General features: G+C 35.0%; 20 protein-coding genes and 1 pseudogene. 13 read left to right on the top strand and 8 right to left on the bottom strand.

Annotation, left to right across the window (positions count from 1 at the left end):
- Window positions 1-112 precede the first annotated feature (112 nt).
- The 5 genes from ACNO7W_RS00935 (at window position 113) to ACNO7W_RS00915 (ending at window position 6,485) form a co-directional block, all read left to right on the top strand.
- Entirely contained in the window at window positions 113-2,062 is a 1,950-nt protein-coding gene (locus ACNO7W_RS00935) for a PKD domain-containing protein (protein WP_417936669.1), read from the top strand.
- 51 nt (window positions 2,063-2,113) lie between these two features.
- Complete coding sequence (locus ACNO7W_RS00930) at window positions 2,114-2,527, top strand: GxxExxY protein (protein WP_417936668.1); 414 nt, start codon at window positions 2,114-2,116, stop codon at window positions 2,525-2,527.
- 103 nt (window positions 2,528-2,630) lie between these two features.
- Window positions 2,631-5,255: a CHAT domain-containing protein gene (locus ACNO7W_RS00925; RefSeq protein WP_417936667.1), complete on the top strand. Its 2,625-nt coding sequence runs from the start codon at window positions 2,631-2,633 to the stop codon at window positions 5,253-5,255.
- Complete coding sequence (locus ACNO7W_RS00920; protein WP_417936666.1) at window positions 5,252-5,689, top strand: retropepsin-like aspartic protease; 438 nt, start codon at window positions 5,252-5,254, stop codon at window positions 5,687-5,689. The genes ACNO7W_RS00925 and ACNO7W_RS00920 overlap by 4 nt, the downstream gene beginning before the upstream one ends.
- A 28-nt stretch (window positions 5,690-5,717) precedes the next feature.
- Window positions 5,718-6,485 carry a hypothetical protein gene (locus tag ACNO7W_RS00915; protein WP_417936665.1) on the top strand — a complete coding sequence of 256 codons (768 nt, stop codon included), beginning with the start codon at window positions 5,718-5,720 and terminating at the stop codon, window positions 6,483-6,485.
- A 59-nt stretch (window positions 6,486-6,544) separates the two neighbouring features.
- Here ACNO7W_RS00915 and odhB read toward each other — a convergent pair whose 3' ends face one another.
- The gene (odhB, locus tag ACNO7W_RS00910; protein WP_143387447.1) at window positions 6,545-7,774 is read right to left on the bottom strand and encodes a 2-oxoglutarate dehydrogenase complex dihydrolipoyllysine-residue succinyltransferase; all 1,230 of its coding nucleotides are present in this window, start codon (window positions 7,772-7,774) and stop codon (window positions 6,545-6,547) included.
- 96 nt (window positions 7,775-7,870) lie between these two features.
- Window positions 7,871-10,645, bottom strand: coding sequence for a 2-oxoglutarate dehydrogenase E1 component (locus ACNO7W_RS00905; protein WP_417936664.1), 2,775 nt, complete (start codon window positions 10,643-10,645; stop codon window positions 7,871-7,873).
- A 117-nt stretch (window positions 10,646-10,762) separates the two neighbouring features.
- Here ACNO7W_RS00905 and ACNO7W_RS00900 point away from each other — a divergent pair, with 117 nt between their 5' ends.
- On the top strand, window positions 10,763-11,305 hold the full coding sequence (locus ACNO7W_RS00900) for a hypothetical protein (protein ID WP_417936663.1): 543 nt from the start codon (window positions 10,763-10,765) through the stop codon (window positions 11,303-11,305).
- Window positions 11,306-11,371: 66 nt separating this feature from the next.
- Here the strand turns inward: ACNO7W_RS00900 and ACNO7W_RS00895 are convergent.
- The 3 genes and pseudogenes from ACNO7W_RS00895 to ACNO7W_RS00885 form a co-directional block, all read right to left on the bottom strand.
- A pseudogene (locus tag ACNO7W_RS00895) lies at window positions 11,372-11,581 on the bottom strand (hypothetical protein); the annotation flags it as partial.
- 24 nt (window positions 11,582-11,605) lie between these two features.
- Window positions 11,606-11,959 (bottom strand): hypothetical protein, encoded by a 354-nt coding sequence (locus tag ACNO7W_RS00890; protein ID WP_417936662.1) that lies wholly within the window; start codon window positions 11,957-11,959, stop codon window positions 11,606-11,608.
- A gap of 145 nt (window positions 11,960-12,104) precedes the next feature.
- A complete protein-coding gene (locus ACNO7W_RS00885) occupies window positions 12,105-13,079 on the bottom strand; it encodes a polyprenyl synthetase family protein (RefSeq protein WP_417936661.1) in 975 nt (324 codons plus the stop codon).
- A 208-nt stretch (window positions 13,080-13,287) separates the two neighbouring features.
- Here ACNO7W_RS00885 and ACNO7W_RS00880 point away from each other — a divergent pair, with 208 nt between their 5' ends.
- The 5 genes from ACNO7W_RS00880 (at window position 13,288) to ACNO7W_RS00860 (ending at window position 20,767) form a co-directional block, all read left to right on the top strand.
- A complete protein-coding gene (locus tag ACNO7W_RS00880; protein ID WP_143387438.1) occupies window positions 13,288-13,809 on the top strand; it encodes a YceI family protein in 522 nt (173 codons plus the stop codon).
- Between the two features lie 133 nt (window positions 13,810-13,942).
- Window positions 13,943-14,542, top strand: coding sequence for a TetR/AcrR family transcriptional regulator (locus ACNO7W_RS00875; RefSeq protein WP_417936660.1), 600 nt, complete (start codon window positions 13,943-13,945; stop codon window positions 14,540-14,542).
- A gap of 125 nt (window positions 14,543-14,667) precedes the next feature.
- Window positions 14,668-16,026 carry a TolC family protein gene (locus ACNO7W_RS00870; protein WP_417936659.1) on the top strand — a complete coding sequence of 453 codons (1,359 nt, stop codon included), beginning with the start codon at window positions 14,668-14,670 and terminating at the stop codon, window positions 16,024-16,026.
- Between the two features lie 21 nt (window positions 16,027-16,047).
- Window positions 16,048-17,232 carry an efflux RND transporter periplasmic adaptor subunit gene (locus ACNO7W_RS00865; protein WP_417936658.1) on the top strand — a complete coding sequence of 395 codons (1,185 nt, stop codon included), beginning with the start codon at window positions 16,048-16,050 and terminating at the stop codon, window positions 17,230-17,232.
- Window positions 17,233-17,299: 67 nt separating this feature from the next.
- Window positions 17,300-20,767 carry an efflux RND transporter permease subunit gene (locus ACNO7W_RS00860; RefSeq protein WP_417936657.1) on the top strand — a complete coding sequence of 1,156 codons (3,468 nt, stop codon included), beginning with the start codon at window positions 17,300-17,302 and terminating at the stop codon, window positions 20,765-20,767.
- A gap of 107 nt (window positions 20,768-20,874) precedes the next feature.
- Here the strand turns inward: ACNO7W_RS00860 and ACNO7W_RS00855 are convergent, their stop codons facing one another.
- Together ACNO7W_RS00855 and ACNO7W_RS00850 are read right to left on the bottom strand one after the other, a co-directional pair.
- Complete coding sequence (locus ACNO7W_RS00855) at window positions 20,875-21,315, bottom strand: LexA family protein (RefSeq protein WP_143389010.1); 441 nt, start codon at window positions 21,313-21,315, stop codon at window positions 20,875-20,877.
- Window positions 21,306-22,580, bottom strand: coding sequence for a Y-family DNA polymerase (locus tag ACNO7W_RS00850; protein ID WP_417936656.1), 1,275 nt, complete (start codon window positions 22,578-22,580; stop codon window positions 21,306-21,308). The genes ACNO7W_RS00855 and ACNO7W_RS00850 overlap by 10 nt, the downstream gene beginning before the upstream one ends.
- 179 nt (window positions 22,581-22,759) lie before the next feature.
- Here ACNO7W_RS00850 and ACNO7W_RS00845 point away from each other — a divergent pair, with 179 nt between their 5' ends.
- Window positions 22,760-23,143: a hypothetical protein gene (locus tag ACNO7W_RS00845; RefSeq protein ID WP_417936655.1), complete on the top strand. Its 384-nt coding sequence runs from the start codon at window positions 22,760-22,762 to the stop codon at window positions 23,141-23,143.
- 33 nt (window positions 23,144-23,176) lie between these two features.
- On the opposite strand, the gene ACNO7W_RS00840 is transcribed toward ACNO7W_RS00845, so the two are convergent.
- Entirely contained in the window at window positions 23,177-24,049 is an 873-nt protein-coding gene (locus ACNO7W_RS00840; protein ID WP_417936654.1) for an AraC family transcriptional regulator, read from the bottom strand.
- A 179-nt stretch (window positions 24,050-24,228) separates the two neighbouring features.
- On the opposite strand from ACNO7W_RS00840, the gene ACNO7W_RS00835 reads away from it, so the two are divergent.
- A complete protein-coding gene (locus ACNO7W_RS00835; RefSeq protein ID WP_417936653.1) occupies window positions 24,229-24,825 on the top strand; it encodes a hypothetical protein in 597 nt (198 codons plus the stop codon).
- Window positions 24,826-24,851 lie beyond the last annotated feature (26 nt).

The following is a 24,851-nucleotide window of genomic DNA, read 5'->3' as shown; positions in this document are numbered from 1 at the left end:
AACGAGTTAGTAATTTGGAGCTAATCCTGCTATCCGTTGCAATCTTTTTGCCCGCCAAAAAAGCGAACAAAAAGGATTTACTCTGCTATCAGGGCTAAAACCGTCCCCGATTATGAAACCAACTTTATTTTTCCTCTTATTTCTAACTTCTTTTCTACTTTATTCCCAAACCAAAGTAAAAGACACCATCACCCGAAGAGCTAATATTGGATACGATCAAAAAGGAAATCTAGTCACCTTCAAGCCAGAAACGCCCCCACTCATTCCAATCGCCGGCGCACCAAAACCCAGTTATTCCTACTTATGGGAAATGGGCGATGGTCATTACAGCAAACAAGTCGAACCTAAACACGTTTACAAAACCAAAGGCACCTATACTGCCCGACTTACCGTAACCAATAATTACGACAACGGAAAACCACCCGCCACGCGACCAAAAAAAGTAGCCGTAAACGAGATTTCCGAGGAAATTTACAAAGATATCGCTTCCATAGAAGACCAAAATGGATTTTCAATTCAAAAAAATTGTGATCCTATTCCTGAACAGGAAATGGTTGTTATTCTAAGTTACCAAAACATGGAAAATTATGTAAGTAACGGAAAATTATATCTTTTTTACAACGAGAAACAATTCAAAAATAACAACTTCGAATTGATGGATTTAAGAACCCATGCAGGAGAACGCGAAATCAAAGAAAATAACATTGTATCCATAAATGACTTGGATAATTCCAATTCGTATTTGGCTTCCAGCGAGAATTTGGCTCCAGCCAAAAAACACAAAATCACAACCACCGAAGAAGATTTGGATGCCACGCTTTTAGAAGCAAATAAAACATACAACAACGTTTCCATTCTGGAATTTGACGACAGTAATCCAGGAGAAACCCGTACTATTTTTTACACGTTCAAAACCACTCCTGAAATGATCAAAGACACGAGTGCAATTGTAACCATGCGTGGTATATTTGTTCCCAATCGAAATTTCAAAAATCACAAGATAAAAAATTTGGAAATGGAAATCGTTACTTCACACGACCCAAACAAAATGGGTTCTAATGGAAGTTTCATGAATTATAGATTGGTGCGTTTCAAAAGAGTAAAATTCAAAACACGTTTCCAGAACAATGGTGAAGGCCCAGCCAGAATGATTCGTCTGGAAACAGATATACCGGAAATGTTCGACAAAAAAACATTTCAAATAGAAGACATGTATCCCCAATGCCCAATTTGTCCAAAAGGCGAAATTCCCACAACAAGCTGTTTGGACACCATTGTCAGGGAAAGTCAAATATTTTTCATTTTCAGAAATATCTATTTACCGGGAAGTAACCAAAAAAATGTAAAAGAAATTGACAGTACTAAAGGATTTGTAAAATACTCCATGAAATTCAATGAAGACTTTCACAAAATCAAAACAAAAAGTAGAACCGCAATTATTTTCGATAAAAACGAACCCATTCTTACTAATTATGCCACTACTCGATTTTTACCGGGAATTTCAATTGGTGTCAAAGCTGGCTATAATGTGTATCCCAGCTTAGAAAATTCCAAAAGTTATTTCGTTGGCGCTACACTTTCTCCTTTCAAATCCTATCGTTATTATGGTCAAGCCGAGTTTTTAAACAGTGTGCATACTTATGACGATAAAGTTACGGTTAGGGACGAAATCAATCAATCAACTGGTAACGTACAATTACAAAGAATGACTACCACAGTAGACAACAAAAACATCAACTGGGAAGTTCCAGTACTTTTTCGGTACAACCTTAATAATTATTTTGGAATTGGAGCCGGAATACAAGTCAACATGAATGTGTCTGAAAGTAAGGAACTGACCCTAAAAACCGAAACTTTTGAAGGAACATCTGACAAGTTTTTACTCAGAACAGAATATTTTACCAATACCGCTTCCAATACGTTTACTGATGTCAAAACTGGATTTGTTTTAGATTTTACGGGAGGATTTGCTAGAATTGGTCCAAGTTTGGGAGCGAGATATATAATGAATTTTAAGGATAATTTTAATTATTTTCAGTTTTATGGGATATGGAAGTTTTAGTTTAAACACAAAAGTCATAAAAGAAAAGCAAAAGTCACAAAAGAAAAAATTATGCACATAACGAAAACCTATTTGAAGGATTTAACATACAAAATAAATGGAGCTGCAATAGAAGTCCATAAAGAACAAGGCCCCGGATTGTTAGAAAGTGTTTATCATAAATGCATAAAAACAGAATTAACATTAAGAGGAATTTCATTCAAATCAGAATTGAAAGTGAGAATAAACTTCAAAGGAAATGAACTTGAAACTGATTACAGATGTGATTTATTAGTAGAAGATTGTATTATAGTAGAATTAAAAGCACAAGATAATCTCCCTCCAATTCATCAAGCACAAATATTAACAGATATGAAGCTCTTAAAAAAACCAAAAGGAATACTCTATAATTTTCATTGTATCAACTTATATAATGAAGGACAAAAAACATTCGTAAATGAATACTTTAACCTTTTAGATGATTAATATTTTTGCAAGTTAGAGTAATTCAAACTTTTGCAACTTTTGTGCTTATAAACAATCCTGAATCTTTACTCTTTTGTGACTTTTGTGTTTAAAACCATTTTTAATGACAAGAATCTTTTTCTTCCTTTTACTCTTTTCAACTCTGATTGTTTTCGGGCAGAAACCGCTTACCCAAGAAGATAAAATATACAATGCCGTCGATGCTTTTGTAGCGCATCCATCTATTGACGGCTTACAAAATCTCACCAAAATCGAAAAGGATTTTTACAAGAATCCAAAGCCAAAATCCAAAAATGAACTGCTGGCAATGGTGGTTTTAAATTGCAATATTGCTTACTATCAAAACCAATTTAATCAAACGCATCAAGCGATTTCAAGCTACGAAAAAGCATGGCAAATTCATCAAAAGAACAAACTTCAGGATTATGACATTATCGAATATTGTTTGAAGCCATTGGGGAATTTATACACCGTTTTAGGTGATTACGACAATGCTGAAAACACCATTAAACAGTATTATTTCATTGCAGAAAAAGAAAAAAACCAACTGCAAAAAGTAGCTGCCATTCTCAATTTATCGAATGTGTACCAAAGTGCGGGAAAAGCGGACTTAGCGATAGACCTTTTAGAAAAAACCATCCGAACGGAAAAATTATCTAATACTCAAAAAGGGAATTTATTGAATAATTTAGGAAACAACTATGTATTGAGTTATAAAAATACAGACATTACTAAGCCCATTAGGCCTAATTTTTTTAAAAATCTTGAAAAATCTTATCTTGACGCTATTCAATTATTGAAATCAGATAAAACCCAAACCGAAACACTGGCGAATTGTTACCGAAATTTATCTGCTCTTAATGCCCAATGGCATAATTTTGAATTAGCCAATTCTTATTTTGAAAAAGCAAAAAAATATTTCTTTGAAACTCTCAATGTAACACCTCGAAAAATTGCCAAATTCAAATATGAAGAAGCTTTACTGCTTTTTCAACAACAAAAACTCGCTGAATCAAGTACTTCAATCTCGGCGGTTTTTAAAATTTTAATACACAATTACTCCAATAAAAAAAGCATCCTGCCAAACCAAAATTTACTTTACGCTGAGACTGTTTTATTGGATGCATTAGACTTACAAGCCGAAATTTTTCAAAAACAAAACCAACCCAAAAAAGCATTAGAAACATACAAACTTTCATTCCACATCGAAGATTTATTTGCCAATCTTTTGGTTTATGAAAACTCCAAAATCATCAACCAAACCCGAGTTAGAAACCGCACCGAAAAATGCATCTCCATCTATGACTTTCTTTACCAAAAAGAGAAGAAAATCAGTTATCTGGAAAATGCCTTCCAATTATCAGAACGAACAAAATCAGGGGTTTTAAAAAGTTATCTTACCCAAAATAAAATCATTTCAAGAAAAGAAAAAATCCATTTAGAACAGCTTCAAAACCGGAATACTGAAATCATAAAAGAACAACAAAAAGGCGCTTTAGCCGATATTTCAAAAATAAACGAAGCCATCAAAAAGCAAAATGAACTAATGCTTTCGCTTAAAAAAATTCGTTTAAAAAATCCCAAATTTATTCCGGAAAATTTAGATCTAAACGCTTTATTTTCAAAGCTCGAAAAAGACAAAGCCATTATGGTTTATTATTTCTCGGGGTTTGAAAAGATGTATTATTTTACTTTGGAAAACCAACAAATAAAACTAAACTCTTTTAGTAACGAAGCACATTCCATTGCTAAAATCTGGCAATTCTTGGACTATTTTAGTGATGCAAATACCATTACAAATGATATAAAAGGCTACAATCAATATGGAAAAATTGCTTTTGATTTACTCAAATTGCCCAAAAACACAATTCATAAAAACCTCCTCATTATCCCTGATGGAATATTAAATTTTCTTCCGTTTGAAGCATTAATCAGTAAAAAATCCAAAACAACTAATTTTGCCAAAATGCATTATTTACTGAATGATTTTAGGATTGCCTACAACAATTCGGCTACATTTTATTTGAACGCAAAGCCACTTTCGGCAGAGCAGCAAACGGTTTTAGGTATTTTCCCTGTTTTTGAAAAAACTGATTATGCATTGACTTTTTCGAAGACCGAATTGCAATCCATAAAAAAGAATTTTGAGGGTCGGTTTTTTGAAAATGCAACGGCAACATTCGATAATTTTAAAAGAAATGCCAGTAACTATTCTATTTTGCATTTGTCTACGCATGCTTCCGCAGGCGATATTGAAACGCCAGCCAGCATTAAATTCTACGATCAGGAAATCTTGTATTCGGAGTTATATAATTTGAAAATCAATCCGGAATTAGTGGTATTGAGCGCCTGCGAAACTGGAATAGGAAAACTCTACAAATCCGAAGGAGCGATGAGTATTGCCAGAGGTTTTCAATTTGCCGGAGCACAAAATTTATTATTTTCATTGTGGAAGGTGAATGATTATACAACATCCGTTTTTATGGATAATTTTTATAAAAACTACAAAAAGAGTCAATCTTATTTTGAAGCTAATGCCAATACAAAACTTGATTTTTTAAAGAACAAAAGCATTCCAAATGCCAAAAAATCGCCTTATTATTGGAGTGCTTTTGTGTATTATGGGGAATTAGAAACCAAAAAAAATACTGTAAATTATATATTTTATAGTATTGGGTTTTTGATTCTAATTGGTTTATTTTTGGTTTTCAATCGCTCTCGAAAATGAAAAACCTTCACGATATCCTTAAAAAGGAAAATTACAAAAAAGTAAAATTTAAGATTACTAAAACACAACACCTTTTGATCAAAGCAAAAATCAATGGTGTCAAAGGAAATTTCATTTTAGACACGGGTGCTTCAACTAGTTGTGTAGGATTTGAAAGTGTCGATTTATTTTTATTGGAAGCAAAAAAATCAAAAACTAAAGCTTCAGGAGCTGGAGCTACCGGAATGTTGACTCAAATAGCCATAAAAAACCAATTGCAACTAGGCACTTGGAAGGACATTGCTTTTAATGTCGTAATTTTTGATTTATCCCATGTAAACGAAGCTTTAACGCAACATAAAGCAAAACCTGTTCATGGAATCATAGGTGCTGATATTTTAATGAAAGGAAAAGCGATTGTAGACTATTTCAATTATTGCTTATATTTACAATAGAAAAACGACCTTAAAACCTCAAAGAAACATGAAAAATATTTTCAAAAAACTATTGATATTTATGGGACTGCTTTTATTTTCTTGTTCTCCAGACAACTTAACTACCGAAAATGAAACAATAACCAATCCAGATTCCAACAATCCCAGTATTTCGAAGGTCAGCTATTCAAAAATTTCAAACATCACTTATTCGAAAATTTGGAATTTCGATGCTTTAACCGAATGGGAAGACGCTACCCAAGTTGGTAATCCAAATTACTGGATTGAAAATGGAAATTTACGCATTTTCACCAATCCAAACACTTGGGAAAGATCAAAAGTAAAAACGATTTCAAGTTTTGCCGCAGGAACATACCGTTGGAATGTTTATATCCCCGAAATGGGTGTTGGCGACATGGCAAGCATTGGAGCTTTTTTATATAACAATAACACACACGAACTTGATTTTGAGATCGGTTACGGAACACAAGCCATTCGAGATCAATTAGTGGCAGAACCGGACGATCTTATTGTATACATGACCTCACAGGGCTATCCGTTCCAATCTGTTCAAAATAAAATCAAAAGAGGACAATGGTATGGTCTCTCTCTAGAATTAACACTAACCTCAAATGGACGTTACAATGTAAGTTGGAAAATCAATGATGCGATTATGGCAACTGTACGACTTAATTATGGTAAAAATACCAAATTCAACATCTATTGCAGTGTCGAGAATTTACAATTTATAGGCGACCACATTCCGCAAAGCCAAAATTATGCTCTTTTTGATACTGTGGAATTTAAAGGAATTTAAAAAAAAATCCCATTTGAAAAGTCAAATGGGATTTTTTACATATGCTAAAAGCAGAATGACTACAATTCTAATGCTTTTTTAGGATTGTTGTCCATCAATAATTCTAATGGATTTTCTAAAGCTTCTTTTACTGCTACCAAGAAACCAACAGACTCACGTCCATCAATAATTCTGTGGTCATACGATAAAGCTACATACATCATTGGATGAATTTCCACTTTCCCGTTTACTGCAATTGGACGCTCGATAATGTTGTGCATTCCAAGGATTCCAGATTGTGGAGGATTGATAATTGGTGTACTCAACATACTTCCAAAAACACCACCGTTAGTAATTGTGAACGTTCCACCAGTCATATCATCAACTGTGATTTGTCCGTCACGTGCTTTTAATGCTAATCTTTTAATATCCGCTTCAACTCCACGGAAAGTTAAGTTTTCAGCATTACGAACTACAGGAACCATTAAACCTTTTGGTCCTGAAACTGCAATTGAAATGTCGCAAAAATCGAAAGCAATCTTATGATCACCATCCATCATTGAATTTACATCCGGGAATAATTTTAATGCTCTGGTTACTGCTTTAGTAAAGAAAGACATATATCCTAAACCAATTCCACCATGTTTTGCTTTAAACGCATCTTTGTATTCATTTCGGATCAAGTTGATTGGCGTCATGTTTACTTCATTGAATGTAGTTAACATCGCTGTTTCGTTTTTGGCAGCAACCAATCTTTCAGCCACTTTTCTACGCAACATAGATAATTTAGTACGCTCCGTTCCACGAGATCCGCCTGTAGGTGTTCCCATAGATGGAACTGCATTTACTGCATCCTCTTTAGTGATTCTTCCGGCTTTTCCAGTTCCAGTTACTGCAGCTGGTGCTATATTTTTTTCGTCTAATATTTTTCTTGCTGCTGGAGATGGCGTTCCTGAAGCATACGTTGCTGTTGCTACCGGAGCTGCTTTTAGCGCTTCTGCTTTAACTTCAGCCTTTGGAGCTTCAACTGCTTTTGCAACTTCTACAGCTGGTGCGGCACCAGATGGTTTTACAGCACTGGTATCTATTAAACAAACCACTGCTCCTACTGCTACTGCATCGCCTTCTTCTGCTTTTAATGTAATGATTCCGCTTGCTTCTGCAGGTAATTCTAATGTTGCTTTATCAGAATCAACCTCAGCAATTGCCTGGTCTTTCTCTACATAGTCTCCGTCTTTTACCAACCAAGTTGCAATTTCAACTTCTTTTATAGATTCCCCTGGTGATGGGACTTTCATTTCTAAAATCATCTTTCTTTTAGTTTAAAGTTTAAAGTTAAATAATTTAAAGTTTAAGGATTAAGGTTCTATAAATGAGACTTTAAACCTTAAACTTTAAACTTTTTTCTATCTAAATAAATTTTTATCAAATACCATTCGTATCGCATCGGCCTGACGACGTTTTGCTCTTGTATAACTTCCTGCCGCTGGTGCAGCATACGCTTTTAGCGAAGCCAATCTCCATTTTACTAAATCGAAATTCATCAACATATAGCTGTAAGCTCCCATGTTTTTTGGTTCTTCTTGTGCCCAAACATAATCATCCGCGTTTGGATATTTAGCGATAATGGCGCTTAATTGTTCGACTGGTAATGGGAATAATTGTTCAATTCTCACTACAGCCACATCATTACGTCCGTTGTTCTCTCTTTCGGCAGTGATGTCGTAATAGAATTTCCCAGTACAGAAAACTAATGTTTTAACATCGGTTTTATTCACTGTTTCATCATCAAATGTTTCTTGGAAACTTCCTGATGCAAAATCTTCTATCGGTGACAAAACTCTTGGATCACGCAATAAACTCTTTGGTGTAAACACAATAAGTGGTTTACGGAAAGTCGTTTTCATTTGTCTTCTCAACAAGTGGAAAAAGTTGGCAGGTGTTGTACAATCGGCAACATACATATTATGTCTGGCGCAAAGTTGTAAATAACGTTCCATTCTGGCTGAGGAATGCTCCGCTCCTTGTCCTTCATATCCGTGAGGCAACAATAAAACAATTCCGTTTTGATTGTTCCATTTATCTTCTCCACAAGAAATGTATTGGTCAATCATAATTTGGGCTCCATTACTGAAATCCCCAAACTGCGCTTCCCAAATTGTTAATGTATTCGGGTTTGCTAAAGCGTAGCCATAATCAAAACCTAAAACACCATATTCAGATAAAAGAGAATTGAAAATATTGAATTTTCCTTTTTTACCTTCTAAGTTGTTTATCAAAACCACTTCTTCTTCTGAATCCTCCACTTTTACAACAGCGTGACGATGCGAAAAAGTACCTCGCTCTACATCTTGTCCAGAAATACGTATGTCATATCCTTCTTTTAATAATGATCCATAAGCTAAATGTTCGGCCATAGCCCAATCCAACTTATTGGTTTCGAAAAACATTGTTTTTCTGTCGTTTATTAATTTTTGGATTTTACTGATAAACTTTTTATCCGAAGGTAAATTACAAATAGCGTTTGCAACTTCTGTAAGTCCTTCTTTTGAATAAGCAGTATCCACTTTTTCAAGCATTTGTGTATCCGTTACTTGCTCAAAGCCTTTCCATTCATTTTTCATAAATGGAGTAATAATTGTCAAGTCTTTTTTACGAGACGCTTCAAGATTTACTTCAAGATCAGATTTGTACTCTTTTTCTAATCCGTTCACATAAGTAGCATCAATAACCCCTTCAGACAATAGCTTTTCAGCATAAATATCTCTTGGATTTTGATGTTTTGCAATAATTTTATATAATACCGGCTGCGTGAAACGAGGTTCATCTCCTTCATTATGTCCGTATTTTCTATATCCTAATAAATCGATAAATACATCACGACCAAATTGCATTCTGAAATCCAAAGCGAATGCCATGGCGTGCACTACCGCTTCTGCGTCATCTGCATTTACGTGTAATACCGGCGAAAGCGTTACTTTGGCAACATCTGTACAATAGGTTGATGAACGGGCATCAAGATAATTAGTTGTAAAACCTACCTGATTGTTGATTACAATGTGAATTGTACCCCCAGTTTTATACCCATCCAATTGTGCCATTTGCACAATTTCATAAAGAATTCCCTGACCAGCAATTGCGGCATCACCGTGAACGGCAATTGGTAATACTTTAGAAAAATCATTAGGGAAATATTTATCTTGTTTTGCTCTTGTAATTCCTTCAATTACTGCACCTACTGTTTCAAGGTGAGAAGGATTTGGAGCCAAATTAATATTTATATTTTTTCCAGTACTGGTAATTTTATCAGCTGTAAGACCTAAATGGTATTTTACATCTCCGTCAAAATATTCCTGATCATAATCCTTACCGTCAAATTCTCCAAAAATGTCTTGGGTAGATTTGCCAAAAATATTTGCCAAAACATTCAAACGACCTCTATGTGCCATTCCCATTACAAATTGTTCCACTCCTTTTTCAGCAGCTTTTTCAATCAAGGCATCCAAAGCAGGAATTACAGATTCCCCTCCTTCAAGTGAAAATCGTTTTTGACCAACGTATTTTGTATGTAGAAAATTCTCAAAAGAAACTGCTTCATTTAATTTATTAAGAATCGATTTCTTTTCATCAGCAGAAAAACTAGGCTGATTATCATTTATCCCAAGTTTTTTCTGAATCCATTCCACCACTTCAGGTTTACGAATATACATGTACTCGACCCCAATATGCTGACAATAAATAGCATCCAGATGCATTATAATCTCCTGAAGCGTACAAGGTTGAATACCAATAACCTTTGCCGCATCAAAAACAGTATTTAAATCTGTTGCAGAAAGTCCAAAATTTACGATATCTAATGTAGGTGACGAAGTTCTTCTGTCTCTCACGGGATTTGTTTTTGTAAACAAATGTCCACGGGAACGATACCCATCAATCAATTTTAGTACGTTGAATTCTTTTTGAAGTTTATCCGAAACGATATTACAATCAGAGTTATTAACGGCAAAATCTGCCATCTGCTCCACTTTACTTTCACCGTTGTAGCTAGCCATCCCAAAGTCGAAACCTTGAAAAAAACTTCTCCAACTTGGCTCAACGCTGTCTGGATTTTCTAAATATTGATCGTATAATTGTGCGAAAAATTCGGTATGTGCTGCGTTTAAAAATGAAAACCTATCCATAATGTTAGTGAATGTACTTTTTGTTAAATAGTTTGACAAAAGTACAATAATCCAGTATATCTAAATTAATTTTTTACGTACTTTTACGTAAAAATTTGTTAAAAAAACCCTTAAAACATGAAAAAAAATCATCATTTAGCCATTTTAAGATCTTTTTTTATTTTGACAACCTTATTTTCTTCCAGTTTTTTATTGGCACAACAGCAAACGATTACGTATAAATCACAAAGTGATTTTTGGCAAAAAGTACAATTTGGAGGCGGTATTGGATTAAGCTTTGGTTCTGGTTATACTGATATATCACTGGCTCCAAGTGCCATTTACAATTTCAATGAATATGTAGCTTTAGGCCTTGGTGTGCAATACACTTATGTAAAACAAAAAAATTATTATGCTTCCCATTTATATGGCGTCAGTATTATAGGATTATTTAATCCTATAAAAGAAATTCAACTTTCGGCAGAATTAGAACAATTAAGAGTCAATGTAGATTTAGATGGTTCCAATAGCAATTCACAAGATTATTGGAACACTGGTTTGTTTCTTGGTGCTGGCTATAGATCCGGGAATGTGACTGTTGGCGCTCGTTACAATGTATTAAATGACACTAACAATATTTATGGTAACGCCTTCATGCCCTTCGTAAGGGTTTATTTTTAATCCTCACCCCTCCCGAAGTTTCGGGACTCTCCAAAGGAGAGGGAGCCAAAACCGTAGAAAAAGCGATTAACGATATTTATTCCTAAACCAAACTTTTTGCCATTCTCTTTTGAGGATTAAGAAAGCTACTTGTTCCGCAAGAACTACTAAGTCTGAACCATCCAACTCTTTTACTTTCTCCTCAGCAACATCAATGATATAGAGTAACTTGAGGTATTCCGCAAATTTATACTGAATCAGTCTGTAGATTTTTTCATGCAATTGCAGTTTTAACTCATGCCAAAACCGTAGAAAAAGCGATTAACGATACTTATTTCTAAACCAAACTTTTTGCCATTCTCGTTTTAAAATTAAGAAAGCTACTTGTTCGGCAAGAATTACTAAATCTGAACCATCCAGCTTTTTTATTTGTTCTTCAGAAACATCAATTATGTAAAGTAGATTAAGATATTCGGCAAATTTATATTGAATTAGTCGATAGATTTTTTCATGTAATTGTATCTTCAATTCATTAGGAGAAACACTCAACGGAAAATCAATCCCTTCGTTTGCGAGATTAAAATCCTTATTAATCTGTTCTATTAATTTCAAATATAAGTTTTCTCCTTCCGCTTCGATAAGTAGTAAATCAGTATTTTTTGGAGCTATAAACATTTGATTTCAGATTGTTGATTAACGATTTTTGATTTTAAGAAACAAATTCAATAGCAATGATAACAAACATTGCCTCTCGACTGCGCTCGAGGTGACAACTGAACACTGAGGCCGAACACTAATCCCGAAGCGTCGGGACTGAACACTACACTGCTCTCCCCATTAAATTTTCACCAAAAGCTCTTAACATTGCTTTTTTATCAGCACTAATATTCATTTTGTCTAATGTTTGGAACGCTTTAAATGTAAAATCCTGAATAGCATCTTGTGTTGCTTTTGAAGCACCCGAGCTATTAAAAATCTCTTTCACCGCCTTGATTTTATCTGAATTATCTTCTGGTTGAGCAGAAAACAAATCCATCAATTGTTGTTGCTGTTCTTTTTCTGAAAAGGCAACTGCTTTTAGATATAAATACGTTTTTTTGTTTTCAATAATATCCCCGCCTACTTGTTTTCCAAATGTTTCCGGATCACCAAAAGCATCCAGATAATCATCCTGCAACTGAAACGCTAAGCCTAAATTTAGACCAAAATCATAAATTAAATTCGCATTTTCCTTAGAAGCTTCGGCAATAATTGCTCCCATTTTCATCGCTGCAGCGACTAAAACGGCAGTTTTATATTCAATCATTTTAAGATATTCCGGAATGGTAACGTCATCTCTAACTTCAAAATCCACATCCCATTGCTGTCCTTCGCAAACTTCGAGAGCGGTTTTGCTGAACAATTTAGCCAATTTACGAAATATTTTAGGTTGGTATTTCTCAAAATATTGATACGCCAAAATTAGCATCGCATCACCAGATAAAATTCCGGTATTTATATTCCATCTCTCATGCACTGTTTGCTTCCCTCTTCGCAAGGGAGCATCATCCATAATATCATCATGGACCAATGAAAAATTATGAAAAACCTCAACAGCTAAAGCCGCTGGCAACGCTTTTTTATAATCTGCATCAAAAACTTCAGCGCTCATAAGTGTAAGTACCGGACGTATTCGTTTTCCTCCAAGATCTAAAATATAATGTATGGGTTCATACAAATTTTTGGGCTCTTTGGCTTCATATTGCGATTGCAAATATTCCGAAATAAACTCCTGATACTGATAAATGGTATGCATAAATTAATTTTTGGCTAATTTACAGTATTCACTCTTTATTACAAACTACGTTCCTTAAGGAAATGTTAAATAATAAAAAATACACTGGAAACTATTTTGGTATTCAAAGTTTCCATTTTACATTTGCATCAAAACTTAACATTTCAATTTATAAATCATTTCAAACCATTGTGAAATGAGAATCAAACCTAAATACACTTAACAGATTATGACAACAACGTGGACAATTGATTCAACCCAATCTGATGTTCTGATTAAAATAAGACACTCTATAATTGCCTATTTAGCAGGAACAATCAACAAATTCAAAGGTCATATAGACATTCAGGATAATGAAATTGAAGACGCTTCAATCGAATTTTCATTGGATGTAAACAACACCGATACAAAACTGGAACAAATGGATACCCATTTAAGATTGAATGATTTTTTTGATATAAATGAATATCCAATTATAAGTTTTAAGTCTACGTCATTTCAAAAAGTGAACAAGAATATTAATTTTTTGAAAGGAAACTTAACTATCAAAAACATTACGAAAGTTGTTGAGCTTGATGCAGAGTTCATTGGAATCAACGCTTATAATGGCGATCAAAAAGCCGCTTTTGAAATAACGGGAGAAATTAACCGTAAGGATTTCGGATTAATATCCAATTCATTTAATCAAACTAGTGGTTTAGCAATAGGACAAGACATCAAACTTATAGCTAATCTAGAATTTACGGTTTAAAAAAACTAGTTATATAAATGTTAAATAATTGCAAATATAGCGGAAACTATTTTAGTGTTAAAAGTTTCCGCATTACATTTGCATCGAAAATTAATTCTTTTAAAGAAATTGCAACAGGTTAAGAATAAAGAAAATGAAAGAGAAAATAATTAAAAAAGCCAGTGAACTATTTTTAAAATTAGGTTTTAAGAGCATCACTATGGATGATATTGCCTGCGAAATGTGTATTTCTAAAAAAACGATATACAAATACTTCCGCAATAAAGAAATTCTCATTGAAGAAAGTACCGCGGTAATCCACAAAGAAGTTCATGAGATCATTGATAGCATCATCGCTAAAAACCACAATGCCATTGAGGAAAATTTTGAAATCAGAAAAATGTTTAAGGATATGTTTAAGAGTTCAGATGCTTCCCCTATTTATCAGTTGAAAAAATATTATCCGGAGATTTATCACAATGTAATGTCAAGAGAAATTGATCAATGTTCCCAATGCTTTAGAGATAATATAGAAAAAGGGATTCGTGAAAAACTCTATCGTGAAGATTTGGATATTGAAATTTACGTGAAGTTTTATTACACCTTGATTTTTCATATCAACGAAAATACAAGTTCAGAGAGGGAAGCTCAAAAAATAGAACTGGAAGCACTGGAATACCACACGCGAGCCATGGCTACCCCCGCAGGAATACTGGAATTAGAAAAACAACTTAAAAAATTCACCACTTATTAATTATCCACATATGAAATCGCCATTAACAACAAGTTTGCGCAAGCAAACACCAATAAATAAAAAGGCGATACCATACCTGCCTGTCGGCAGACAGGTATGACAACTAACAATTAAATTTTACATATATGAAGAAAATAATTTCAATCACTTTCTTGATTTTTGCGATTGCCGCAAATGCGCAAGAATCGAATACTGTTGAAAAGACGAAGCAGTATTATGCATTTAGCTTAGAAGAAGCCATAAATCATGCTTTAGTCAATAATTATACCGCCATAAACGCCAGCAGGGATATTAATGCGGCGAAGAAGAAAAAATGGGAAACCACCGCCATGGGATTGCCACAAATCAACACCAGTTTAGATTACACAAACAATTTTGAACTGCAAAAATCCCTGATTCCCGCTGAATTTTTCGGAGGAAATAAAGGGGAATTCGCCGAAGTGGCTTTTGGAACCAAACACAATATGACCGCAAGAGCCACCCTGAGTCAGTTGATTTTTGACGGTTCATATATTGTAGCGCTTCAAGCCTCAAAAACCTACCTGAAATTTTACGAAAACGCGAAACAAAAAACGCAGGTTGAAACCAAGGAAATGGTCATCAACGCCTACGGGAACGTATTATTGGCCGAGGAAGGAATTGCCATTCTGGAAAAGAATAAAGCAACCCTGGAAAAAACCTTATTTGACACCAAAGAAACTTTCAAAAGCGGTTTGATTGAAGAGGAAAATGTAGAGCAACTTCAAATCACGCTGACTTCTATCGTCAGCAACTTAAATTACAACAAAAGACTTTTGGACATTTCCTATAAAATGCTGAAAATCACCTTAGGAATCGACATCAATGACGATTTGAAACTGACGGACAAACTGGACAATTTAACCCTCAGCAATTTAGACCTTTCTTTCAATCAGGATGGATTTAATGTAAACAACAACATCAATTATCAAATGGCCCTGAACTTTGAGGAACAAAGAGAATTGGAATTAAAATTACAAAAAAGCAAAGCGCTTCCCACTTTAACTGCCAATATGAATTTTGGGTATAACGCCTTTGGAAACCAATTTGAATTTTTTACCAGAAACCAAAAATGGCTGAATTATTCCAACCTGGGCATGACGCTTAACGTTCCTATTTTTAGCGGTTTAGCCCGAACATCCCGCACACAACAAGCTAAAATAGCTTTGGAACAGGCCAAAACGCAACTAACGGAAACCGAGCAAAAACTCAAATTACAGTATGCAAGTGCCAAAAGCGACTACGAATTCAGCATTGAAGAATACGAAACAGCCAAAGAAAATTTGAAACTGGCCGAACGAATTGAGAAAAAACAACAAACAAAATTTACGGAAGGTTTATCAACCAGTTTTGATTTTAATGACGCACAAAGACAACTCTATGATGCGCAACAAAAATACTTACAGTCTATGGTTGAAATAATAAACAAAAAAGCCAGTCTGGAAAAGGTAATTAACAAAATATAATAACACTATAACTATTTAGCAATGAGATCAATTGTATACGAATTCCCAAAAATAAATAAGACCAATATGAGTAAACGAATACTATTATTTACAGCCCTGTCGATTTTCTTATTTTCCTGTTCCAATAAAGAAAACAATACAGATACCGACACTTTAATCGCGTCTAAAAACCTGGCTTCCATCAAAGCCAAAAGAGCCGAATTGCAAACTCAAATCACCAAACTGGACGAAGCTATAGCGAGTTTAGACACCAAAGTGGAAGAAGCCTTAGTATCAGTAACGACCGTAAAAGACACTGTTTTTAGCCACTATCTTGAAGTACAGGGAAATGTGGAAACGAAAGAAAACCTGATTATCTATCCACAATTTTCCGGAATCCTGACTTCTCTGAACGTGGTGGCCGGTCAAAAAGTTAGCAAAGGACAATTACTGGGAATGATTGATGACGGCGGATTAAGCCAACAATTGGCACAGGCACAATCACAACTGACTTTGGCAAAAACAACTTTTGAAAGACAAAAACGTTTATGGGATCAAAAAATTGGTTCAGAAATACAATACCTGCAAGCACAAACCAATATGGTTAGCCAACAAAAAATGGTTTCACAAATTAAAGCGCAACTGGCCAAAACCAGAATTGTCGCTCCATTTTCAGGTGTAATTGATGAAACATTGATCGAAAGAGGCCAAGTGGTCGCTCCGGGTCAGGGATTGATGCGAATCGTAAACCTAAACAACATGTATGTTTCTACATCGGTACCGGAAACCTACATCGGAAAACTAAAAGTGGGGACCTCAGTTGATGTTTATTTGACTTCATTGGACAAAAACTACCCCGGTAAAATTCGTCAAGTGGCCAATAACATCAATCCAAACAACAGAACGTTCACGATTGAGGTTTCTGTTCCAAACAAAGAGAATTTATTGAGACCGAATCAAGTGGCCAAACTTAGAATCGTAGATTATACTGCTAAAAACGCTATCGTTGTCCCAACCAATGTGGTTCAGGAAGATGGAGGAAAAAACAAATTTGTTTTTATTGTGACGAATACAAAAGGCACCACAGGCATTGCCAAAAAAGTATTGGTAGAATTGGGACAATCCTCTAACAATGTAACAGAAATTCTAAGCGGATTATCAGCGGATGATATCATCGTTACCGAAGGAGTAAATACGATTTCAGACGGAATGAAATTAAATTTCTAATAATTGATTGAAGGATTGGAGAAGGACATGGTCCGTTTCTAAAAACAAAATCTATAATCTATACATTATGTCACATCAAAATAAAGAATTCGGAATATCGAGTTGGGCGGTAGACAACCGGGTTACCGTTTACATTGTAACCCTGCTCATCGTAATTTTAGGTCTAACCGCCTATATCACCATGCCAAGAGAGGATTTTCCTGAAATCATCGAAAACAAAATATACATATCTTCTGTTTTCCCTGGAAATTCAGCCGAGGATGTCGAAAAACTGGTTATAAAACCTTTAGAAAAAGAAATTAAAAACATCAGTGGGGTCGAAAAAGTGACTTCAAGTTCTTTTCAGGATTACGGAATGATTATCGCCGAATTTTCGGATGACGTTACTGTTGAAGAAGCCAAAACCAGAATCAAAGACAAAGTAGACAATGCCAAAGCCGACACCGATTGGCCTAACTTAGACAACGGCAGCAAGGTAGAACCGAATGTTTTTGAATTAAACATATCCGAAGAAGTTCCTATCTTAAACATTAACCTACAAGGAAATTACACTACCCAACAACTTAAAAAATACGGTGAATTACTTCAGGACGATATCGAAGAAATTGCCGAAGTTAAGAAAGTGGACATTTTAGGCGTTGATGACAAAGAGGTGGAAATTGCGGTTGACATTTTCAAAATGACCGCTGCCCAAGTTACATTCGACGAAATCCAGAATGCGGTTAAGAACGAGAACATGACCCTTTCCGGAGGAAATTTGATTTCCCAAGGTTCCAGAAACAATATCCGAATTGTGGGGGAAATTAAAAACCCACAGGAATTAGAAAACATCATCGTTAAATTCTACGGTGGAGCAGTTTATCTAAAAGATATCGCAACCATTGCTTTCAAAGAAAAAGAGAAAACAACCTATGCCCGTGAAAAAGGAAAAGAAGTGGTGATGCTCACCGTAAAAAAACGTTCGGGGCAAAACATGATTTCTGCCATTGAACAGGTAAAAGAGAAAATAGAAAAAGCCAAAGCCAGTTATTTGCCTAAAAATTTACACCTGGAATTGACCAACGATCAATCTTCACGGGTAGAACACCAGGTAGATGAATTATCTAATCATATCATCTTCGGAATCATTTTAGTAATGATTGTTTTGATGTTTACCATGGGATTGCGCAACTCCTTATTCGTAGGAGCGGCGATTCCGTTATCTATGTTGATGGCATTTGCGATACTTTCGGCTTTTGGATTAACATTGAACACCATGGTTCTTTTCGGATTGGTAATGGGACTGGGAATGCTGGTTGATGATGGTATTGTGGTTGTCGACAATGTATTTGCCAATATGAAAAAAGGCATGAACCGTGTACAGGCGTCTAAAATTGGTATTGGCGAAATTGCCTGGCCGGTGATTTCTTCAACAGCCACCACCCTGATGGCCTTTTTACCTTTTGCCTTATGGCCGGGAACCATGGGGAAATTCATGAAATATTTCCCAATTACATTAACCGTAACCTTAACAGCTTCTTTGTTTGTCGCTATGGTTGTTAATGCCGCCATGACAGGAGGTTCTATGGCCATTGAAGATAAAAATGTATCTAAAAAATCTGCAAAAACCTACACCATTATATTTACGGCGATTGCATTTATTTTTGTCCTTCTGGGTAATATCTATGATGCTAAACTGGCCAAAGCCATTGGTCACTTATCTATTATTTCACTTGTATTAATGTGGTTGTATAAACTAAAAATATACCAGTGGACCCAGGATTTTCAGCATAACTTTTTTCCAAAAATGGAAGACAGGTACAAAAACTTTTTAGCAAAAATCCTGACTAAAAGAAGATCTTGGTATGCCTTGGCAGGGATTATAGGATTGTTGTTTTTCTCCTTTGTGCTCTTGGGAATTTTTCCTAGAAAAGTGTTGTTCTTCCCGGACAATATTCCGAATCAGGTAATTGCTTATATCGAATACCCTCAAGGTACCGATATCCAGAAAACAAACAAAGCCACCCTATTTGTGGAGAAACAAATCATTTCGATTTTAAACAAATATGTAGATCCGAAAACGAATGAAAATTTCCTGGCAGAATCTATCATATCACAAGTAGGTGTTGGTGCCGGAAATCCGAATGTGGATGCCGGCTCTGCTTCGGAAACGCCTTTCAAAGGAAAGGTAACGGTAAGTTTTTCGGAGTTTAAATTCCGTAAAGGCATTAATACCGCTGATATCTTAGAAGAAATTCGCCAAAAAGTTACCGGTATCGCAGGTGCGACCGTTACCGTAGAAAAAGATGCTAACGGGCCACCGGCCGGTTACCCGATCAGTATCCAATTGACAGGAACAGATTATGATGTGATGCTTAAAGAAGCTGACAAGATAATCGCTTACATCAATTCGAAAAACATTCCGGGTATTGAGCGATTGAGTGTCGATGTCAATAAAGAAAGTCCGGAACTGGAAGTAACTGTTGACCGTGTCAATGCGGGAAGTATGGGAGTATCTACAGGACAGCTTGGTTTTACCTTACGCCGTTCGGTTTATGGGCAGGAAATTTCCACTTATAAAGAAGGCGACGATGATTACAATATCACCATGCGTATGCAAGAAGACCAACGCAAAAATGAAAATGTATTGTTCAATCAATCGTTGACTTTCAGAAATCAGAATAATGGTCAAATCGTGCAGATTCCTGTTTCGGCAATATCTGAAACAGAAAAAACCACGACCTACAACCAGATTAAAAGAAAGAATCACAAACGCATCATGACGGTGTATTCTAATGTCTTGACGGGTTACAATGGAGATGAGATTACCAAACAGATTGCATCTGATTTAAAGAGTTATCAATTGCCAAAAACAATATCGTATTCCTTTTCAGGAGTTCAGGAAGAGCAAGGAAAAAATCAGAATTTCTTAATGTTTGCCTTGTTTCTTGCCTTGGCCGGTATTACTTTAATTATTGTTTTACAGTTCAATTCGGTTTCCAAATCGATGGTTATTTTATTTACCGTATTGTTAAGTTTTAGTGGTGTTTTCTATGGTTATGTCATTGCCAATATGGATTTCATCATCTTAATGACGATGATGGGAATTATTTCTCTTGCCGGAATCGTGGTGAAAAACGGAATTGTATTGATGGACTTTTTCGTTTTGTTATTAGACCAAAAAGTAGCCGAAAAACAAGTGGAAAGTCATGACGATTTATCATTGGAGGAAATAAAAGAAGTAATCATCGAATCCGGGAAATCAAGATTACGTCCGGTATTATTGACCGCATTGACGGCAGTATTGGGATTGATTCCACTGGCTATCGGATTGAACTTTGACTTCTTCTCTCTGGTTACCGATTTCAATCCACACTTCTTTATGGGTGGAGACAACGTAGTTTTCTGGGGACCGTTGGCTTGGACCATTATCTTCGGATTGACTTATGCCACTGTCTTAACATTGGTGATGGTTCCGGTGATGTTCTATTTGGTAAAAAGAACCAAATATTGGTTAAGAGACCGAAAAAAAAATAAACCATCGGAAACGATTTAAGAGTCCGTTATTAAATAAAAACCCGCCCCAATCATCTGGGGCGGGTTTTTGTTTTTGAAAAACATTTCCTTAAGAATTCCCTTCTTCAAGACAATACATAAACTATTTTAAATCTTCTTTATAACATAAGTCACAATACCCCAAATGATTAACTGGTTTTCTTCGGTGACTTTTATTGGAGAATAATTAGGATTTTCAGGCATGAGATACAGGCAATCTTTCTCGAGCTGAATGCGTTTTACGGTAAATTCTCCATCAATAAAACAAATGGCAATTTTATTGTTTTGAGGTTCCAGACTTCGATCCACCACAAGCACATCTTTGTCATTTATACCCGCATCAATCATCGAATTTCCTTTGACTTTGATATAAAAAGTGGCCAAAGGATTTTCACTTAGTTCTTTGTTTAAATCGATATTCGTTTCCATAAAATCAGCGGCTGGAGATGGAAATCCCGCCGAAACACCTTCGGACATGAAAGGAATTTTTAGGTCACTTTCAAAATCAGGCAAAAAGAATGTTAGTCTTTGTTCTTTGTTTAGTGACATTTTATTTCGAGAATATCTTTAAAATTAGTGGTATATTTTGGAGACAAATGATTCTGATTCATATTCCACGTCAGGCTTAAATTTTGAGTAGCCAACTTTATTTTTTTGTCTCCAATTTTGTTATTGAGGCGATCCATTACTTTCATCAAAGCCAAATGTTTTGGATTTTCCTCATCAAATAACTGCAATTGTTTTCTATTTTCATCAATAAGTTCCGTAACAATAACGCCGGCTTTCTTGAATTTTATAGTTTCATTTCCTATGTACAATTTCTTAAAGATATCAATTGCCGTATTCGAAATTGTCAAAGTAGAATTAGTTGCAAAAGGCAAGGTAACCGCCATATTAAAATAATATTTGGAGGTTTGCACTGTATGTTTATCAATGACTAACATTACTATAATCGTATGACAGCAGGAGTTTTGTTTCCGCAATTTCTCTGCACAAACCGATGCAAAAGTGGCAATGCGTTCGCGCAATAAATCAAAATCAGAGATTTGTTTTGGAAAACTTCTGGTAATCGCGATACTTTTCTTTTGGTCCGCAAGAGGTTCTAAGTCTAAAACTGATTTTCCTTCTAATTCATATTTTAACCGAAGACCAGTTACTCCCATTTCTTTCTTAATCCAAGCTTCGTGTTGTGGTGCTATAAAGTCTAAAGCAGTGGTAATATTTCGAGCTTTCATCTTTTTATTCATGCGATAGCCAATACCCCAAACGTCTTCAATTTTGGTCCATTTTAAAGCTTTGATACGTTTTTCATCACTATCAATTACATAAACACCATGCGTTCTGTCTTGGAATTTCTTGGCAATTTTATTGGCTACTTTTGATAATGCTTTGGTTGGCGCAAAACCAATACAAACAGGAATTCCAACCCATTTTTGTACGCGGGTTTTCATTTGAATGCCATAATCATGATAGTCCAAAATGTTTAAACCATCAAAATTTAGAAAGGCTTCGTCAATGCTGTAAATTTCGACATTAGGCGTAAATTGACCTAAAATTGACATCACCCGATTACTCAAATCACCATAAAGGGCATAATTCGAAGAAAATAGCTTTACCCCTTTCTCTTTTACCAGCTCCTTGATTTTAAATGCCGGCACACCCATTGGAATTCCAGCTGCTTTAGCCTCACTGCTTCTGGAAATTACACAACCATCGTTATTTGACAATATTGCAATAGGTTTCCCTGCGAATTGAGGTTGAAAAACCCTTTCGCAAGAAGCGTAAAAATTGTTACAGTCGACTAAAGCATACATCGTACAAAATTACTCAATATGCTTTTATGCGGGTAAGTAACAAAAGTTAATTTTAGGGATTGTTAATAACTCCCCTTACGCAAAAATATAATAAAAATTCATAGTTTTAACATTTGAGAAGTTGATAACATTTAGGGGCTACATTTATGGATAATTTTGGAGATTTATACAGTGATTACTTGATATGTTCTACATCTTATACTACTGCAACTGGCATGGCTAGTTTGTTATCTATTAAACATGACAAAATTACTCGTGAATTATCGAATGAGAATTATGATAGTAAATATTTATGGAAACGAGTAAAGCCGTACATTCAAGAACTGACAAAATCTAAAGACATTATAACCTTAAGTTTTGATGATTCGATAGAAGAAAAACGATACACAGATGAAAGCGAACTTAATTCTTGGCATTATGATCATAGCTTTGGCAGGTCTGTAAAAGGAGTTAATTTTCTGACTGCTCTAGTAGAGGTTGGAGGTATGCGATTACCCTGTTGCGTTGAGTTTGTAAAGAAAGACACTTGGGTAGCTGATTCTAAAACAGGTGTTATAAGCTAAAAATAATACATTGACATCTAAAAAAATGTCGCCTTACTTAAGAATAGATCGAAGTTCCTGACGATATTGCGAAGCACTTTTTCCCGTGAATTCTTTGAAGGATTTATTAAAATAGCTGAAGTTATTGAAACCGCTTTCAAAGCAGATTTCAGTAATGCTTATGGGTTTTTCGGCTAACAACTTGGATGCGTGAACAAGTCGGTAATCATTTACAAAACGAGTGAATGTTTTATTGGTAATCTTTTTAAAATACCGGCAAAAAGAAGGTACAGTCATGCTTACCAATACAGCAACCTCTTCGAGAGTAATATGTTCCTGAAAATTGTCTTTTACATAATTGAAAATAACATTTACACGGTCATTGTCCTGCATTTCCATTTCCATGGAGAAACCCTTTGCATTCAAAACTATGCTTTCTTTGGATAGTTCGAGTTCATTTAGGATTGATAGCATGCTCAATAGCCTCTCCAATTGAGACTGTTCCTCCATTGCTTCTATTTTAGTCCCTATATCTTTCTTTGTTTCTCCTAAAAATGAAATTCCTGATTTAGCTTGGTTGAATAAGTTTCTAATATTTGTCATTTCGGAAATATCAAAAAAATCATTCCCCAGGAAGTCCGGTTTCATCTGTATGACCGTTTCCTGTTTGTTTCCTGTTTGTTCATTGGTAAACCCGCAATGTGGCAGGTTACTCCCTATCAGTATTAGGTCTCCATCAGTATAATAGGATATATGGCTCCCTATTTGTCGTTTCCCAGATCCCCCATTTACAAAAACCAGTTCAATTTCAGGATGATAATGCCAGTGGTTTGCATTATTGTTAGCATTTTCATCATATTTCGAGAAAGAAAATGAACTTCCAAAAGAAGGTGTTATGATTTCTAAGTTTGGTAGTATAGGTCTCATATTCCAGAATTTAGAATTAATGTAAAAATATCTAAAATACCAATATCATTGATATTTTTAACCTTTATCGATTTCGTAAAAGGTAAAATAGTATACAAACTTGAAAATTCTGCATTATTCTTAATGAATTTGTTAAAGTAATTTAGCCCTAAATAAATATAAATCTAAAAATTACTATTATGAAAAAGATTTTAAAATTTAGTTTAGTGTTAGCCGCAGTGGCATTAACTGCCGTAGAAGCACATGCAGGGAACACTGATTTCTCATTAGATTTAAAAAAAGAAGAAGGAAAGACTGTAAGTTTTACTTTAAGAGAGATCAAGAAAGTCGACTTGTCGATTTATGACACCAGTGACAATTTAATTTATCAAGAAAATGTTACTTCTGACGACGATATTAACAGAACATACGATTTGACGGCTTTCCCTGACGGAGTATATTACTTACAAGCTGAAAGTGACCTTAAAATCTCAAAGTATAAAATTGAGGTTGTTGGTAAAGTAGCCAAATTATCTGCTGATGCTGTTTCTGAGGTTTATAAGCCTTCTTTAACAACTAAAAACGGAATAGTAACACTTAACATGTTAAACGTTTATCAAACTCCAGTTACTGTTAAAATTTACAACTCAAATGATACAGAGGTATATAATGAAACCTTACCTTCTGAATTAAATATGGGTAAAATATTTGATGTAAGTAACATGGAAGGAGACAGATGCACTTTTGTGATAACTTCTAACGGGAAAACTTTTGTCGAAACAGTTGAAACCAAATAGTGATTAAAAAAATTGTAGTAATTGAG

The organism is Flavobacterium sp. ZB4R12 (genome assembly GCF_048276375.1).
In the GTDB taxonomy this organism is placed as follows: domain Bacteria; phylum Bacteroidota; class Bacteroidia; order Flavobacteriales; family Flavobacteriaceae; genus Flavobacterium; species Flavobacterium gawalongense.
The sequence above is the reverse complement of the archived record's forward strand: the minus strand, read 5'-3'. Positions and strand labels throughout refer to the sequence as shown.